The 15,032-nt window shown below is 44.0% G+C and carries 14 protein-coding genes; 5 read left to right on the forward strand and 9 right to left on the reverse strand.

Annotated elements, in window-relative coordinates; translation table 11 throughout:
* Positions 1 to 37: 37 nt before the first annotated feature.
* From FHS86_RS15430 to FHS86_RS15465, 8 genes are all read right to left on the reverse strand, one after another.
* Positions 38 to 1,297, reverse strand: a complete 1,260-nt coding sequence (locus tag FHS86_RS15430; RefSeq protein WP_429415661.1) for a hypothetical protein — start codon at positions 1,295 to 1,297, stop codon at positions 38 to 40.
* A gap of 11 nt (positions 1,298 to 1,308) precedes the next feature.
* On the reverse strand, positions 1,309 to 2,859 hold the full coding sequence (gene dnaB / locus FHS86_RS15435) for a replicative DNA helicase (protein ID WP_429415663.1): 1,551 nt from the start codon (positions 2,857 to 2,859) through the stop codon (positions 1,309 to 1,311).
* A 102-nt stretch (positions 2,860 to 2,961) separates the two neighbouring features.
* Positions 2,962 to 3,942: a D-alanine--D-alanine ligase gene (locus FHS86_RS15440; protein WP_429415666.1), complete on the reverse strand. Its 981-nt coding sequence runs from the start codon at positions 3,940 to 3,942 to the stop codon at positions 2,962 to 2,964.
* A 76-nt stretch (positions 3,943 to 4,018) separates the two neighbouring features.
* On the reverse strand, positions 4,019 to 5,068 hold the full coding sequence (locus FHS86_RS15445; protein WP_429415669.1) for an RluA family pseudouridine synthase: 1,050 nt from the start codon (positions 5,066 to 5,068) through the stop codon (positions 4,019 to 4,021).
* On the reverse strand, positions 5,068 to 5,889 hold the full coding sequence (locus FHS86_RS15450) for a PASTA domain-containing protein (RefSeq protein WP_429415671.1): 822 nt from the start codon (positions 5,887 to 5,889) through the stop codon (positions 5,068 to 5,070). Before FHS86_RS15450 ends, FHS86_RS15445 begins: the two co-directional genes overlap by 1 nt.
* Positions 5,890 to 6,100: 211 nt before the next feature.
* On the reverse strand, positions 6,101 to 6,259 hold the full coding sequence (gene rpmH, locus FHS86_RS15455) for a 50S ribosomal protein L34 (protein WP_429415674.1): 159 nt from the start codon (positions 6,257 to 6,259) through the stop codon (positions 6,101 to 6,103).
* 234 nt (positions 6,260 to 6,493) lie between these two features.
* Positions 6,494 to 7,126 (reverse strand): 16S rRNA (guanine(527)-N(7))-methyltransferase RsmG, encoded by a 633-nt coding sequence (rsmG, locus tag FHS86_RS15460; protein WP_429415677.1) that lies wholly within the window; start codon positions 7,124 to 7,126, stop codon positions 6,494 to 6,496.
* Positions 7,119 to 7,742 (reverse strand): RNA polymerase sigma factor, encoded by a 624-nt coding sequence (locus FHS86_RS15465; RefSeq protein WP_429415680.1) that lies wholly within the window; start codon positions 7,740 to 7,742, stop codon positions 7,119 to 7,121. The genes rsmG and FHS86_RS15465 overlap by 8 nt, the downstream gene beginning before the upstream one ends.
* A gap of 175 nt (positions 7,743 to 7,917) precedes the next feature.
* On the opposite strand from FHS86_RS15465, the gene tgt reads away from it, so the two are divergent.
* The 4 genes from tgt (at position 7,918) to FHS86_RS15485 (ending at position 12,249) form a co-directional block, all read left to right on the forward strand.
* Positions 7,918 to 9,048 (forward strand): tRNA guanosine(34) transglycosylase Tgt, encoded by a 1,131-nt coding sequence (gene tgt, locus FHS86_RS15470; protein WP_429415683.1) that lies wholly within the window; start codon positions 7,918 to 7,920, stop codon positions 9,046 to 9,048.
* A gap of 10 nt (positions 9,049 to 9,058) precedes the next feature.
* Positions 9,059 to 10,153 (forward strand): LptF/LptG family permease, encoded by a 1,095-nt coding sequence (locus FHS86_RS15475; RefSeq protein WP_429415686.1) that lies wholly within the window; start codon positions 9,059 to 9,061, stop codon positions 10,151 to 10,153.
* Positions 10,154 to 10,360: 207 nt separating this feature from the next.
* The gene (locus FHS86_RS15480; protein ID WP_429415689.1) at positions 10,361 to 11,905 is read left to right on the forward strand and encodes an acyl-CoA carboxylase subunit beta; all 1,545 of its coding nucleotides are present in this window, start codon (positions 10,361 to 10,363) and stop codon (positions 11,903 to 11,905) included.
* An 11-nt stretch (positions 11,906 to 11,916) separates the two neighbouring features.
* Positions 11,917 to 12,249 carry a biotin/lipoyl-containing protein gene (locus tag FHS86_RS15485; protein ID WP_429415691.1) on the forward strand — a complete coding sequence of 111 codons (333 nt, stop codon included), beginning with the start codon at positions 11,917 to 11,919 and terminating at the stop codon, positions 12,247 to 12,249.
* A 36-nt stretch (positions 12,250 to 12,285) separates the two neighbouring features.
* On the opposite strand, the gene ispE is transcribed toward FHS86_RS15485, so the two are convergent.
* On the reverse strand, positions 12,286 to 13,098 hold the full coding sequence (ispE, locus tag FHS86_RS15490) for a 4-(cytidine 5'-diphospho)-2-C-methyl-D-erythritol kinase (protein WP_429415694.1): 813 nt from the start codon (positions 13,096 to 13,098) through the stop codon (positions 12,286 to 12,288).
* 532 nt (positions 13,099 to 13,630) lie between these two features.
* Here ispE and FHS86_RS15495 point away from each other — a divergent pair.
* A complete protein-coding gene (locus FHS86_RS15495; RefSeq protein WP_429415697.1) occupies positions 13,631 to 14,950 on the forward strand; it encodes a homoserine dehydrogenase in 1,320 nt (439 codons plus the stop codon).
* Positions 14,951 to 15,032 lie beyond the last annotated feature (82 nt).

Consider the following 15,032-nt stretch of genomic DNA (forward strand, 5'->3'; position numbering starts at 1 on the left):
TAAAACGGTTGAGACTGACTCAACCGTTTTTTATAAATCACGTTTTTTGTTTCTTCTTTTTGGCTGCCGGGAAAAGCACATTATTTAGAATTAAACGATAGCCCGGCGAATTGGGATAAAGATTCAGATCGGTGGGTGGATCACCCACTGCGTGCCGATAATCCTCAGGATCATGGCCCCCATAGAAAGTCCAGGTTCCGTTACCATATTCACCGTGTATATAACGAGCTTCGTTAGCTGCCTTATTTTCACCCATGATGAGTACTTCCGGTTTGATAAGGTCTTTATTGTAGGCCGTAGTTTGCCCCATAAATCCTTTGATAATACGTGTATGATTCTGACAGAGCATGGTGGGTACCGGATCCCATTTGGCAGAAAAATCAAACAGGGTGAAAAAATCGGAGCCCATGGTAATCTGTCGTGTCTCGGTAACGTCGATGTCTGAAAACTCATATTTAAAGGGATCCTTCTCAACAGTAAAATCATAAAAGGCGAAAGTGCGGGTAAAATCAAGGTGATCGTTCATGTGCGGATCGGCAGGATCTCCGTCATACATCGACTCGCAAATGTCAGTACCTTCGGCGGCCAGGGCAATGTCGTAGGTATCGGTAGCTGCACACATGGCAAAAAGAAAACCTCCACCCGACACATAATTTTGAATGTTTTTCGACACGACCAGTTTCATTTCCGATACTTTAAGAAATCCCATGGCACGTGCTACTTCTTCATTCGTTCTCACTTCCTCCTGGTACCAGGGCATGTGCTGATAGTTGCGGTAAAATTTTCCATACTGCCCCGTAAAGTCCTCATGATGAAGGTGTAGCCAGTCATACTTCGACAATTCACCATTCAATATTTCAGTATCATAAATAATGTCGTAGGGAATTTCGGCATACGAGAGCACCATGGTCACTGCATCGTCCCAGGGTTGCTTGTTGGGTGGTGAATACACTGCAATTTTAGGTGCCTTTTGCATTGGAATAACATCCATGTTTTGCGAAGGACTTGAAATCTCATTCTGGATTACCGCAGCCCGGCCGTCAGCAATAACTTCGAAGGAAACGCCCCGGATGAGACACTCATTTTCAATTTCCTGCACATAGGGAATCAGAAAGCTGCCTCCCCGGTAATTTAGCAGCCATTTTACTTCAACGCCCCGCTCGAGTGTCCAAAAAGCAATGCCGTACGATTTCAGATGATTTTTCTGGGAATCGTCCATTGGAATAAGAATGGATGATGCGAAAGCAAACGATCCGAGCAGGCAAAAAAGCAGGGTAAATATTGTTAATCGCTTCATCTTAATCTATTTTAGAAAGGTGGATTATCGCTGCTATTGTGGCTATCGAAAGGATTAGCGCCTGTTGGCAAATCGAAGGGTGGAGCCATTGCCGGAGCTCCCGAATCATCGTTCATCTTCGAGCTAAAGGTAACTCCTCCACTGCCTCCCAGATCAAAGTCAGATGGATACTCTTCGAGATCCCTAAATTGTGCCAACTCTTTCCGGAAACTTAGACGCACATCGCCCACGGCACCATTACGATGCTTGGCGATGATCACCTCAGCCACATTGCGCAATGAATTGCCTTCTTCATCCTCGGTCAGTCCGTAATATTCCGGCCGGTGAATAAAACAAACCATGTCGGCATCCTGTTCAATGGCACCTGATTCCCGCAGGTCGGACAGCTGCGGTCGACGACCTTCGCGTGATTCAACTGACCGGTTAAGCTGAGAGAGTGCTATAATTGGCACATCCAGTTCTTTGGCAATGGCCTTCAGTGAACGTGAAATCATACTTACTTCCTGCTCACGACTTCCGGTTCGATTCTCGGCTCCTGCCGTCATCAACTGTAAATAGTCGACCAATATGATACCAATGTTGTGCTGCATTTTAAGGCGGCGAGCCTTGGCTCTGAATTCAAAAATTGACAAGGCCGGAGTATCATCAACAAAGATTGGTGCTTCATCGAGGGTTTGAATCGCAGCATTAAGGCGATCCCAATCGTCTCCAACCAGACTTCCCTTCTTAATTTTTTCCGAGCCCAGTTCCGATTCAGCAGCAATTAAACGATTCACCAGCTGAATTGACGACATCTCAAGTGAAAAAATAGCTACCGGTTTTTTCCAGTCAACCGACATATTTCGGGTCATCGACAGGATGAAGGCAGTTTTACCCATTGCCGGACGTGCTGCGATAATGACCAGGTCGGTTTTTTGCCAGCCCGAGGTAATCCGGTCGACCTGTGTGAAACCTGATGGAATACCCGATAAGCCATCGGCCCTTTTACTGGCTTCTTCGATCAGCGAAACAGCCTCTTTCAGTATGGGTTTAATGGGCTGGGTTTCCTTCTTGATATTGCCTTCCGAAATTTTAAAGATAGCCGATTCGGCTTCATTAATCAGTTCATCAACATCCTTGGTATCGTCATAGGCATTGGTCTGTATTTCGGAGCAGGAGCGGATCAGCTCACGTTGTATGTATTTTTGAGCGATAATTCTCGCATGAAATTCTATGTGGGCTGCCGAAGCTACCTTACTGGTCAGCTGTGTAATATACAGGGGGCCACCCACTTTCTCAAGCAAATCACGGTTCTTGAGTTCCTGCGTTACAATCAGCAGGTCGACGGGCTTGTCCTGTAGGGAAAGGTCTTTGATTACCTTATAGATTTCACGGTGTTCTTCCTTATAAAAACATTCTTCCACCAACACATCGGCCACCCCAATAAAGGCATCGCGCTCAAGCATAAGTGCACCCAAAACAGCTTCTTCCACATCGACTGCCTGCGGTGGTAACTTGCCAAGCTGAGCATTCAGCTGATTAAAATTTTGTTGTCCTTTATTTCGTTGATTATTGGCGGCCATGAAAATATATTGAAAGCAATTCGACAAAAATTTTTCCTAAACAGGAATTCAAAATTATAAAAAATGAGGTGGGAAACTGGTGTTAGCGGCAAATAATTAGCCCTATTTTTTCAGGTCACCTTCAATCAACTGACTTACAACTTCTTTTAAGTTCAGGCCCATCGCATTCAGCTGTTGTGGTATAAAACTGGTGGCAGTCATCCCGGGTACCGTATTGATTTCCAGAAAATAAAATTCTCCTTCTTTCAGAATATAATCTACCCGCACAATACCATGGCACGCAATCAGACGATAGATTTCGGCAGTCAGGCGCATGCATTCGTCAAGTTTTTCCTGCGGCAGTCGTGCCGGTGTAATTTCGGTAGCTCCTCCCCTTACATATTTCGAATCGAAATCGAAGAATTCACCCCTGGGAATTACTTCGGTGGGTAAGAAGGGAACAATTTCTCCATTTAGTTCGCAAACACCAACTGCCAGTTCCATGCCTTCGATGAATTCTTCGCAAAGGCAATCATTACTTTCATTGTAAGCCAATTCAATTGCAGGAAGTACTTCATCGATGGTTTTAACTTTTGTAACCCCAAAACTGGAGCCTCCGGCACTGGGCTTGATAAACAGGGGCAATCCAATTTCTTCTACTATCGCCTTCGGATCGATTTTATCGCCTTTCTTAAAATAGCGCGAACGGGCCATTTTATAGTTAAATGCTCTTAAGAAATTATCACAGTAGAACTTATGGAAAGTAAGCGATGAAGCATACACACCACAACTGGAGTAAGGGATCGCCTGCAGGTCGAAATAAGCCTGAAGCACACCGTCTTCACCGGGTGTTCCGTGAATCATAATGAAAGCATAGTCGGGTCGGATCTTCTGACCATCAATCACAAAACTGAAGTCACTCTTATCGACTTCAGCAAGCACCTGCTCATCGTTCATCACCACCCATTCGTCAAAGCGGATACGAATCATCCAGGGAACAAACAGTTCAGTATCGATACTTTTGAAAATATTGGCGCTGCTATTTATGCTTACAACATACTCCGATGAGTTGCCGCCTCCTATTATTGCGATTGGTCGTTTCATTGCTTTCTGTTTAAGGCAAAAATAGAAAAGTGCGCATAGAAATTTACCGCTTCAGAAAAAAAAGATTGACATTGTTTTATAGCTGGTCGTTACGATTGGTCAGATAATTCCGCCACTTGTCAAGCAGTTGCTGCATGTCGTCGGGAAGTTCCGACTCGAAATACATTTCTTTTTTTGTTACAGGATGTACAAAGCCCAACGATTTGGCATGCAAGGCCTGACGCGGACAAATTTTAAAACAATTGTCCACAAACTGCTTGTAACGGGTAAAGGTGGTTCCACGAAGAATTACATTGCCACCATAATTTGAATCGTTGAACAAGGGATGATTGATGTATTTCATGTGTACCCTTATTTGATGGGTACGGCCTGTTTCGAGCCGGCACTCCACAAGACTGACATAAGCAAGCTCCTCAAGCACCTTATAATGAGTTACAGCATGTTTCCCATGCTCTCCTTCGGGGAAAACCATGAAAACCTGGCGGTTTTTCAGGCTGCGGCCAACGTGCCCGGTAATGGTTCCTTCGGGTTCTTTTGGAACGCCCCAAACCAAAGCCTGGTAGCGTCGATGCGAGGTTTTATTAAAAAACTGAAGTGCAAGATCGTTTTTGGCCCTTTCGGTTTTGGCTACCACCAAAAGTCCCGAAGTATCCTTATCGATACGGTGTACAAGTCCCGGACGGGGGTCGTCGGCATTAAACAATGGCAAATTCTTAAATCTGAATGCCAGTCCGTTCACCAAGGTGCCGGAATAGTTTCCGTGACCGGGGTGCACAACCAGGCCAGCCGGTTTATTAATTACCATCAGTTCATCGTCTTCATACACGACATCGAGCGGAATGTCTTCAGCGATTATTTTCAGCTCTCGACGCGGATAATCCAAAACAATGGTCACCACATCGCCGGGCTTCACCTTGTAATTGGTTTTGACCTCCTGTCCGTTTACCAGGATGCTTCCTGCCTCGGCCGCCAGCTGGATACGGTTACGCGAGGTTCCTTCCATGCGATCGACCAAAAATTTATCGATTCGCAGTACTTTCTGCCCGGGATCGGCTTCAAAACGGTAATGTTCATAAAGCCTGTTCTCGTCTTGTTCGTCAAATTCACTGCTTTGTTCCTGCATCATCAAAAATTCATTTCGAGGGAATCGGGTTGAAGATTAATTTCAAGTTTTGCCTCATCGATGGTAAGCCACAAATCAACCGAAGTGCCTAATTCAATATAGTCATCGCTTATGCTTTCGGGATCTTGTTTCCACACCCTGGCAGCCAGTGAATCGTCGTAACTGTAAACCGATTCGTCAAACATCAGTGCACCGGTGTTTAAGCTTACATTGTAGAGGGCATCTCTGGCTTCATCGAGCAACATGGCTTTCAGATCGGGCACCAGGGTTTTTTCATTACTCAGCCCTTTCCCCACCACCAGGTCAACGGCAGTACCTTTAATCAGCAGGGTATCGTCGGGGAAGGCCTTTCCGTTAACTGATTTGTCGAGTACCAGGTTGAAAAATTCTGATGGACGATATTCAACCTTTCCCAGTCTCAATCCGGCATTTTCAAGCCTGTTTTGTGCTTCCCTGAAAGAAACATCCACTACAACCGGTACCATTACGCGCTCGGGGGCAATGGCCGATACCGTAAGATAGATCATGCGACGCTCCTTTACCAGTGCATTTTCTTCGGGAAACTGTGAAATTACGGTTCCGGGCAGGGCGCCCGCCACATAAACCGAGTCGATAATTTGGTAACGCAGCTTTTTCTCGGCAGCCTGCTGAGCTACTTCCGACTCATTCAGCCCCGCAAACGAAGGCACTGTAAGCGATTCACCGTGATGGGTATATCCTTTTAATAAGAATAGCGTTAGGTAAACCAACACGCCAAAGAAAACGATGATCAGCACGATGTGAAGCAAAAAGCTTTTGCTTTTAATGAATGCTTTTAAACTCATAGCTCTGATTAATGGGTTGTAACAAAAATAACGCAGAAAAAACGGGAACCATCTGTTTTCATGAAAAAAAAGTAAAGGAAAGCTGTTATTCCATTATAACAGCAGCAAAATATTCGGGTGAAAAACACACAAACAGCAGCTTATACAAACACAAAAAGGCAAAGAAACAATTTCTTCACCTTACCGTGTAATGTTTTAATTCGCTGCCTGATTAGCGCTTGTGACGACCTTCGTCAGAAACAGTTAATTTTTTTCTTCCCTTTGCCCTGCGCGCTTTAATCACCTTGCGGCCATTTGCAGTCGACATTCTCTCACGGAATCCGTGTTTATTTCTTCTTTTCCTGTTTGAAGGCTGAAATGTCCTTTTCATCTTATGAATTTTTAATTTGCAGCATTACTGCAAAAATTATCAAATGTTCTTTTTTGTTTAGCCGGAACAAATTAAAATCTGCATACCAACCATCGTTTTGACGCCTTCATTGTGATAGTTAACAACAATGAGACTTAGCAAAAACGGAGTGCAAAAATAATTGTTTTTTCCACTGTTTAAAACTTTTTATCTGAATTTTTAGGAAAAAACCGAAAACAATGTGAAGCAGCGCTTTTAAACAGGAAGATAAATGATCTTCTTCGTTTCAAAAAAAGCTTCCTCGAACAGCTCACTGATGTCAAAAATTTCGATCCGGTTAGCAAAAGGAAGCAGCTCATCGTCAAAGTCGCCACCTTTGAGGTATAAAATCCCGTTTGGCCATTCGTTGTGCTGTTGTTTCGAGACCAAATGACGGCTAAAAGCCACAAAACGGGGAAAAGCAGTTACAGCCCTGCTGACCACAAAATCGTATTTCTGCCTGATATTCTCTGCCCTTTGCTGCATGGCTTTCACATTTTTGAGTTGCAAGGCTCCGGAAATCTCATTAACAACAGTAATTTTCTTTCCGATTGAATCGACCAGGGTAAACTCTACTTCAGGAAATAAAATGGCAAGGGGGATTCCCGGAAAACCGCCACCACAACCTACATCGATTATTTTTGTACCCGGCTTAAATTCGATGATTGCAGCAATTGCAAGCGAATGCAATACATGGCGGGTATACAGTTCGCCAATGTCCTTACGTGATACCACATTGATCTTTGAATTCCACTCGGCATACAGTGCGCCAAGTGCCTCAAATTGTGTGCGCTGCTCACTGCTTAACTCATCAAAATATTTATTGATAATTTCCACCTTACTAATCATTTACATCGGCTTTCCCGATCAGGTCAAACAAAAGATTGCGTGCTCTGAATAACTGAACCTTCACCGTACCGAGCGGCAAATCTAATGCTTTTGCAATTTCCTCGTATGAATATTCCTTAAAATATCGCAAATCGATCAGGGTTTGGTACTGTGGCTTAAGTTTTCCGATAAAGCCCTGTAGAATCTTTCCTCTTTGTTTCAAGATCATACGTTCTTCAGGATCGGGCACATTCGATTTCAGTTTGTATCCATTGCTCTCGGTTTCGCTTTCCTGATGGGAATCGATTGAATAGTGAATGCCTTTTTGCCTGCGCATAAAATCGATGCAATTATTGGTTGCAATGCGATATAGCCAGGTACTAAAAGCATATTCGGGCGAATAAACATTCAAATTGGTAAAAGCCTTACCAAAAGCTTCGAGCGTTAGGTCTTCCGCATCGTTTTTATTCTTTACAATCTTCAGCAGCATATAATAAATGGCATCCTTGTATTTCAGAAGGAGCCTGGCATAGGCTTTTTCATCACCAGCAAGCGCTTGCTGAACCCACTGCTGATCGTCGCGTGCCTTTTTTGACCTACCGCCACCATCCTCTTTTATCCTGTCGTTTGTTTTCAATTGTTTCCCGGCATTTTATCCTAGTTAACAAACTATCTTCCTACTCTGTTTAAAATATGATTTAAAGCATGTGCCGCATGCTTGGTGCTTATTTTTCTGATCTACATTCACCGTTTTTAATAATGATGACCGCCACAAGGTAATTATTTATAATTTTGTGCGTTTAAAACTTAGCATGGATTTTACAGTTGAATATAAGGATATACGGACGAAAGCCCGTGCAGGCACCTTGCAAACACCACACGGAGCCATTGAAACGCCAATTTTTATGCCGGTTGGTACGGCCGGATCGGTAAAGGGAGTTCACATCAAAGAGCTGGAAGACGACATCAAGGCGCAAATCATTTTGGGCAATACCTATCATTTGTACCTAAGGCCGGGCATGGATATTATGGAAGCAGCCGGAGGACTGCATCGTTTTAACGGATGGAACAAACCCATCCTCACCGACAGTGGCGGTTTTCAGGTTTTTTCACTGGGCGACATTCGCAAGCTCACGGAAGAGGGCGTACGTTTTCAGTCACACATCGACGGTTCGTATCACCTGTTCAGCCCCGAAAACTCGATCAACATTCAGCGTTCGATCGGGGCCGACATCATCATGGCTTTTGATGAATGCACGCCGGGAGATGCACCCTATGACTACGCCAAAAAATCGCTTGAACTCACCCAGCGCTGGCTCGATCGTTGCATGCTTCAGATGGACAAGACCCAAGCGCTGTACGGCCACGAGCAATCGCTGTTTCCCATTGTGCAGGGCTGTGTTTATCCCGATTTACGCAGAAAGGCTTCCGAACAGATAAAAAGCTACCAAGCCGACGGATATGCCATTGGCGGCCTGGCAGTTGGAGAAGAAGAACAGGTTATGTACTCAATGATTGAGGTGGTTAACGACATTCTGCCCGAAGACAAACCCCGTTACCTGATGGGTGTGGGAACGCCAATAAATATACTGGAAGCCATTGAACGGGGTGTCGACATGTTCGACTGTGTAATGCCAACCCGCAATGGACGCAACGGCATGCTCTTTACCCGTAAGGGAATTATTAATATTCGGAATAAAAAATGGGCCGGCGATTTTACACCGGTCGATCCCGATGGCACCTCCTATGTCGATCAACAGTATAGCAGGGCTTACCTGCGCCACCTGATCATTTCGAAGGAAATGCTGGGGGCACAAATTGCCAGCATACATAATCTGGCCTTTTATTTGTGGCTGACCAACGAGGCCAGGAGACAAATAAAGGCTGATAATTTCAAGAACTGGAAGGATACCATGATGCAACAACTGTCGGTAAGGCTATAAGTAAAAAAATATGAAGCGATTTCGTCTGTTCAAAAAACTCGATCTGTACATCATCAGTAAATTTCTTGGCACCTTTTTCTATGCCATTGCCCTGATAATAGGTATCAGCATCGTTTTCGACATCAGTGAAAACATCGACGAGTTCATTGAAAATGAAGCACCGCTTCGTGCCATTGTTTTCGATTACTACTTTAATTTTATTCCCTATTTCGCCAATCTTTTCAGTGGCTTGTTCACCTTCATTGCGGTGATATTTTTCACTTCGAAGATGGCTTTTAACTCCGAAATCATTGCCATTTTAAGCAGCGGGGTGAGTTTCTGGCGCTTTGTCAGGCCCTACCTCATTTCGGCCGGCTTTATTGCCTTGTTCTCGTATACGCTCGGGAATTTTGTAATACCATCGGCCAACGAAAAAATGACCAACTTCAAATACGACTATGTAAAAGGAAAAACAATCAACCGCGACCGGGATATCCACCGACAAATTGAACCCAACATATACATATACATGGAGCGTTACGATGCCAACAATGATTATGGCCGTAAATTCTCAATTGAAAAATTTGAAGATGACCGGTTGGTTTCGAAACTAACTTCCGATTTTATACGTTGGGACCGTGATAAAAAAATCTGGACCATCACCAACTACAGCATCAGGGAAATTAATGGTTATGAAGAACGCATTACTTCAGGATCGAAAATTGACACCACTCTGGCCATGACACCCGAAGAGTTTAAAACACGCAAAGACGACACCGAAACCATGAACCTCTTTGAGTTGCTCGAGTTCATCGAATTGCAAAAACTTAGAGGCGTCGATGCCATCGAACAATATGAAATAGAACGACATCGACGTTCAGCAGGTCCTTTTTCCGCCTTTATTCTGAGTATTATTGGTGTCGCCCTGGCCTCGCGTAAAATACGGGGCGGACTGGGGCTGCACCTGGGAATCGGCCTGGCACTTGCTTTCACCTACATCATGTTTCAGCAAATTACCAAAATTTTTGCACTTAGCGGAGCCATTAGCCCCTTATTATCCATGTGGCTGCCCAATATCATTTTTGGAATAGTGGCCTTTTTTCTCTATCGCTGGGCTTCCCGTTAAAAAAACATGTTTTACAACACATTAAGCTATCCACCTATCCTACTGTAACTTAGCCCACAAAACACCAATTAATAGTTAACATTTCGGGCGAAAAGCAGTTGAATTTGGTGCATACGCATGAAAGTTTATAATTTTGACCCTGCAAATTATACCTGATCCGAACGGATTTCTTTACGATTTTTAAAAGGTTACACTAATCTTATTCTTATGTCATTAAAAAGAAACATTCAGGAACTTCGTAAAAGAAAGATTGAGGTTCAGAAAGGTGGAGGTGACAAGGCCATTGAAAAGCAGGCAGCCATGGGGAAACTCACTGCCCGCGAGCGCATCCTTGCCATCCTCGACAAAGACTCTTTCCATGAATACGACTTGTTCGCCGAACACCTTGCCCGTGATTTCGACATGGACAAAAAGATATTGCATGGCGACGGGGTGATTACCGGAACCGGAACCATTCATGGCTCACCGGTTTGTATCTATGCCCAGGACTTTACTGTAGCCGGTGGTTCACTGGGACTGATGCATGCCCGTAAGATCACCAAAATCATGGATCACTCACTTAAAATGCGTGTTCCCCTGATTGGCATCAACGACTCGGGAGGTGCCCGTATCCAGGAAGGTGTTAACTCGCTGGCCGGATATGGCGAAATTTTCTTCCGCAATACACTTGCATCGGGTGTTATTCCGCAGCTTTCAGTTATTCTGGGGCCCTGTGCAGGAGGTGCTGTTTACTCTCCTGCATTAACCGATTTTGTTTTTGTGGTCGAAAACATTTCAAAAATGTTCATCACCGGCCCCAGTGTTATCAAAACAGTGCTGGGTGAAGAAATTTCGATGGAAGAGCTTGGAGGAGCCCGTGTTCATTGCGAAATTGCCGGAAATGCCCATTTTTATGCCAAAACCGAGGTTGAATGTTTTGAGCAGATCAAAAAACTGATTGAGCTCATTCCACGAAACAATACCGATAAAGCACCCATTGTGGCACCCAGGGAACCACTGAAGAAGTACAAGATTGAAAAAATTGTACCCGAGAATCCTAAATTACCTTACGACATCAAGGATGTTATCAGGTCGATTTCGGATGGATCGGAATTCTTCGAAGTGATGGAGTTATATGCTCCCAACATTGTAATCGGGTTTGCACGAATGAACGGACGTACCTGCGGTTTTGTTGCCAACCAGCCCAAAGTGCTGGCAGGTGTGCTCGACTGCGACAGCTCGGATAAGGCTGCACGTTTTATCCGCTACTGCGATTCCTTTAACATTCCGATTATTACCCTCGAGGACATGCCAGGCTACCTGCCCGGTGTTGATCAGGAACACATGGGAGTTATCCGTCACGGCGCAAAAATTCTTTATGCCTACAGTGAAGCAACGGTTCCCAAAATTACAGTGATTATTCGCAAAGCCTATGGAGGTGGATACATTGCAATGAACTCGCGTCACCTGCGTGCCGACTTTGTTTTTGCATGGCCAACAGCCGAAATTGCAGTGATGGGTCCCGAAGGTGCAGCCAATATTGTATTCCGGAAAGAGATCTCCGAAGCCGAAGATCCCGAAGCAATGCGCTTACAAAAAATTGAGGAATACAAGGAAAAATTTGCCAACCCCTTTGTGGCAGCTGCGAAAGGCTATGTCGATGAGGTAATTGAACCCGATCAGACCCGCTCCATGCTGCTTCACGCCTTGAGTGTTTCTGAAAACAAATCGGTTTCGATGCCACGCAAGAAACATGGTATTCCACCCTTTTAAACCACTTAAATATGGAAAATATCAAAGAAGAAGAATACGGAGAATATTCTACATTTTCGATCAGCAGTGGTTTGTACCGTACCGAGCTGACAGAAAAATTCAAAAAACGTCTCAAATGGCAGGCACCCGATCCCAAAAAGATCATTGCCATCATTCCCGGAACAATTCTCGATGTTTTTGTCAAACCAGGCCAACAGGTTGCAAAAGGAGAAGTTTTGCTCCTACTCGAAGCCATGAAGATGCAAAACCAGATTACCATGCCTTTCGATGGAAAAATCAAAAAGGTGAACGTCAAGGCCGACGAAGTAATCAAGAAACTGCATTTAATGATCGAAATTGCATAAAATCAGAAAAGGTGGCCCGAAGGTCACCTTTTTTTATTATTTAATTGGCTGATGCCAAACCGTACAATTTTCGAAATGCTTTGCAACATTATGCTCCAGCGAAGAAAACAAAGCATAAACGGCTGCCCCGCTTCCCGACATGGATGCATAAACAGCTCCCATGCTGTACATCTTTTTTTTAACGGCTGCTATTTCGGGATGAACATCAAAAACACTTTTTTCAAACTTGTTATCAACAATTGACTTCCATTGGGCAACTGGCTGCATAATTCGCTTCCTTAACGACTGTCCGGGTACTTCACGGTGTACATTGCGGTAAGCGTCGGCTGTTGAAACATGCACTGCCGGCTTTACCACCAACAGGTGCCATCCCTTTAAATCGAGCGTCAGCTTAGTTAACATCTCACCTCTTCCCTCGGCAAGAACAGGCTCGTTGATGATGAAAAACGGACAGTCGCTTCCAAGCTGTGCTGCCATATCGAGCAGCTGATTCTGATCTATTTGCAAATCGAACAGCTGATTCAAGCCCATGAGTACATGAGCAGCATCGGACGAGCCGCCCCCAAGGCCGGCACCCGAAGGAATCTGCTTATGCAGATGCATTGCAACGGGAGGCAGTGAATAACGCTCATGCATCAGGCGGTAGGCCTTCACGGCAATGTTCTCCGATGCTGAGACTCCGGTAAGCATTCCGCTCTCACTAAATGAGAATTTGCGTGAAGGAATTATTTCCAGCAGATCGCACCAGTTCAAGGGATAAAAAATGGTTTCGATGTCGTGAAACCCATCAGGACGCATTCTTAAAACTTCGAGCCCGATGTTAATTTTTGCATTGGGATATAAAATCATGAAAGTAATTTTACCTGCTTGCTGCGAAGGTAAAAATTTGTAGGAATAAGCACACTCTTTTGGACTAACAGCACACAAAAAAAACAGTCCCCAAAAAGGAACTGCTTCAATATGCTATAAAATAAAATTGTTGAAACCCTTTGATTATTGAACACGATCGCTTTTTCGCGACTCACTGAGGAATGCTATGCCTACTGCCATTAAGAAAATACCGAATGCAATTAATAAATATAACATAGTTTTAAGTGTTTAGTAACCTCTACAAAAGTATAATAGTTATTCAACCACCTGCTATTCATGGGTTTCATTTTTATGAACGACCACTTTTTCATGATTAACGACTTGTTTTTTTATTTGAACGAAACTCGCACAACAACAATTAACATAAAAAGCTGTTTCCATTTCGATTTTCAGCTTCAATGCAAACAAAGCCCGAAACTAATATTCTCGAAGTTTCAGAACGCATTTGACTAATATTTATCAGTCAAAGTTCAATTTTTGCTATATTTCGCCACAAATTGAGAAAAAAAGCATGAAAACAATAAATATTGCCATTTTAGGCTGTGGAACTGTTGGAGGCGGTGTTGCCAAAATTTTAAATGAAATAAGTGAAAACATCAACCAACGAGCCGATGCCAACATCGTTTTGAAAAGCATTGTTGAACTTGAACCGGCAAATGCTTCGAAACGCTTCGATTTACCGCTTGCGATTTTCATGGGCGGAGGTCGCACTCTTAATCATACCGAGGCAAAGCAATACATCGACGAAGTACTTGCCGATCGTGATATCGACATGGTCATTGAAACCATCGGAGGAACCAGCGACTTTGTTTACGAACTTTGCCTCAACATTATCCAATCGGGCAAGCACCTGATAACTGCCAACAAAGCATTACTGGCCGAGCGGGGTAGCGAAATTTTTGAAGCTGCTGAAGCAAATAATATAAAAATTGGTTTCGAAGCTGCTGTGTGCGGAGCCATCCCCATTGTGAAAACAATCAAGGAGAACCTTACCGGCGACAAAGTTTTATCGGTGTCGGGAATCATGAATGGAACCAGCAATTACATTCTGAGCCGAATGCAAAATGAACACCTCGAATTTGACACTGCACTCGAACTGGCTCAAAAAAGCGGTTATGCCGAAGCCGATCCTACCCTGGATATCAGCGGAGGCGATGCCGGCCATAAAATCATCCTGTTAATTAAACTGGCTTACGGCATCGACGTTTCGATGGACGACTTGTCGATCATAGGTATTGAAAACATTCAAAAAGAAGACATCGATTTTGCCAACGAAATTGATGCAAAAATCAAACTCATTTGTTACGCGAAAAAAATTAATGGCGACATTTATGCCACTGTTCGCCCCATGATGGTAAAAAACAGCAACTTCCTTTCGGGCGTTAACGGAGCGACCAATGCAGTCAGAGTGAACTGCCTTTATTCCGGAAAGCACATCCTGGTTGGAAAAGGCGCCGGCTCGAGTGAAACGGCCATGTCGATTGTTTCCGACGTGGTATTCATTGCCCGTTATGGCGAAAAAATCAGAAATACAGCCGAGAAACAGGAACGAAATTTTGCCAATTCGAGGCACTTTGTTTTTCCTTATCTTATCACCTTCCATACTGCCGACATTCCGGGTACCACAGGGCTTATCACCACGGCCATTGGAAAACAAAAAATCAACATCGACACGGTAAGTCATAACCGTCACAGCGAAGAGAAAGCCATGTTTTCGGTGGCCACCATGCCATGTACCCTCGAGCAAATTGAACAGGCAGTAAGCATCATCAAAGATGAAAGACCGGACCTTTTACTTAGCGAACCCAAAATTATGCCCATTCTTTATTAGCAAAGTTTTTTTAATCCATCAACCAACAATTTTTAATGCAGCCAGATAACGGCTGCTCTTCTATAACTTGTTATTTTTGCCG

Origin of the sequence: Roseimarinus sediminis (assembly GCF_050433125.1) — a bacterium.
Taxonomy (GTDB): Bacteria; Bacteroidota; Bacteroidia; order Bacteroidales; family Prolixibacteraceae; genus Roseimarinus; species Roseimarinus sediminis.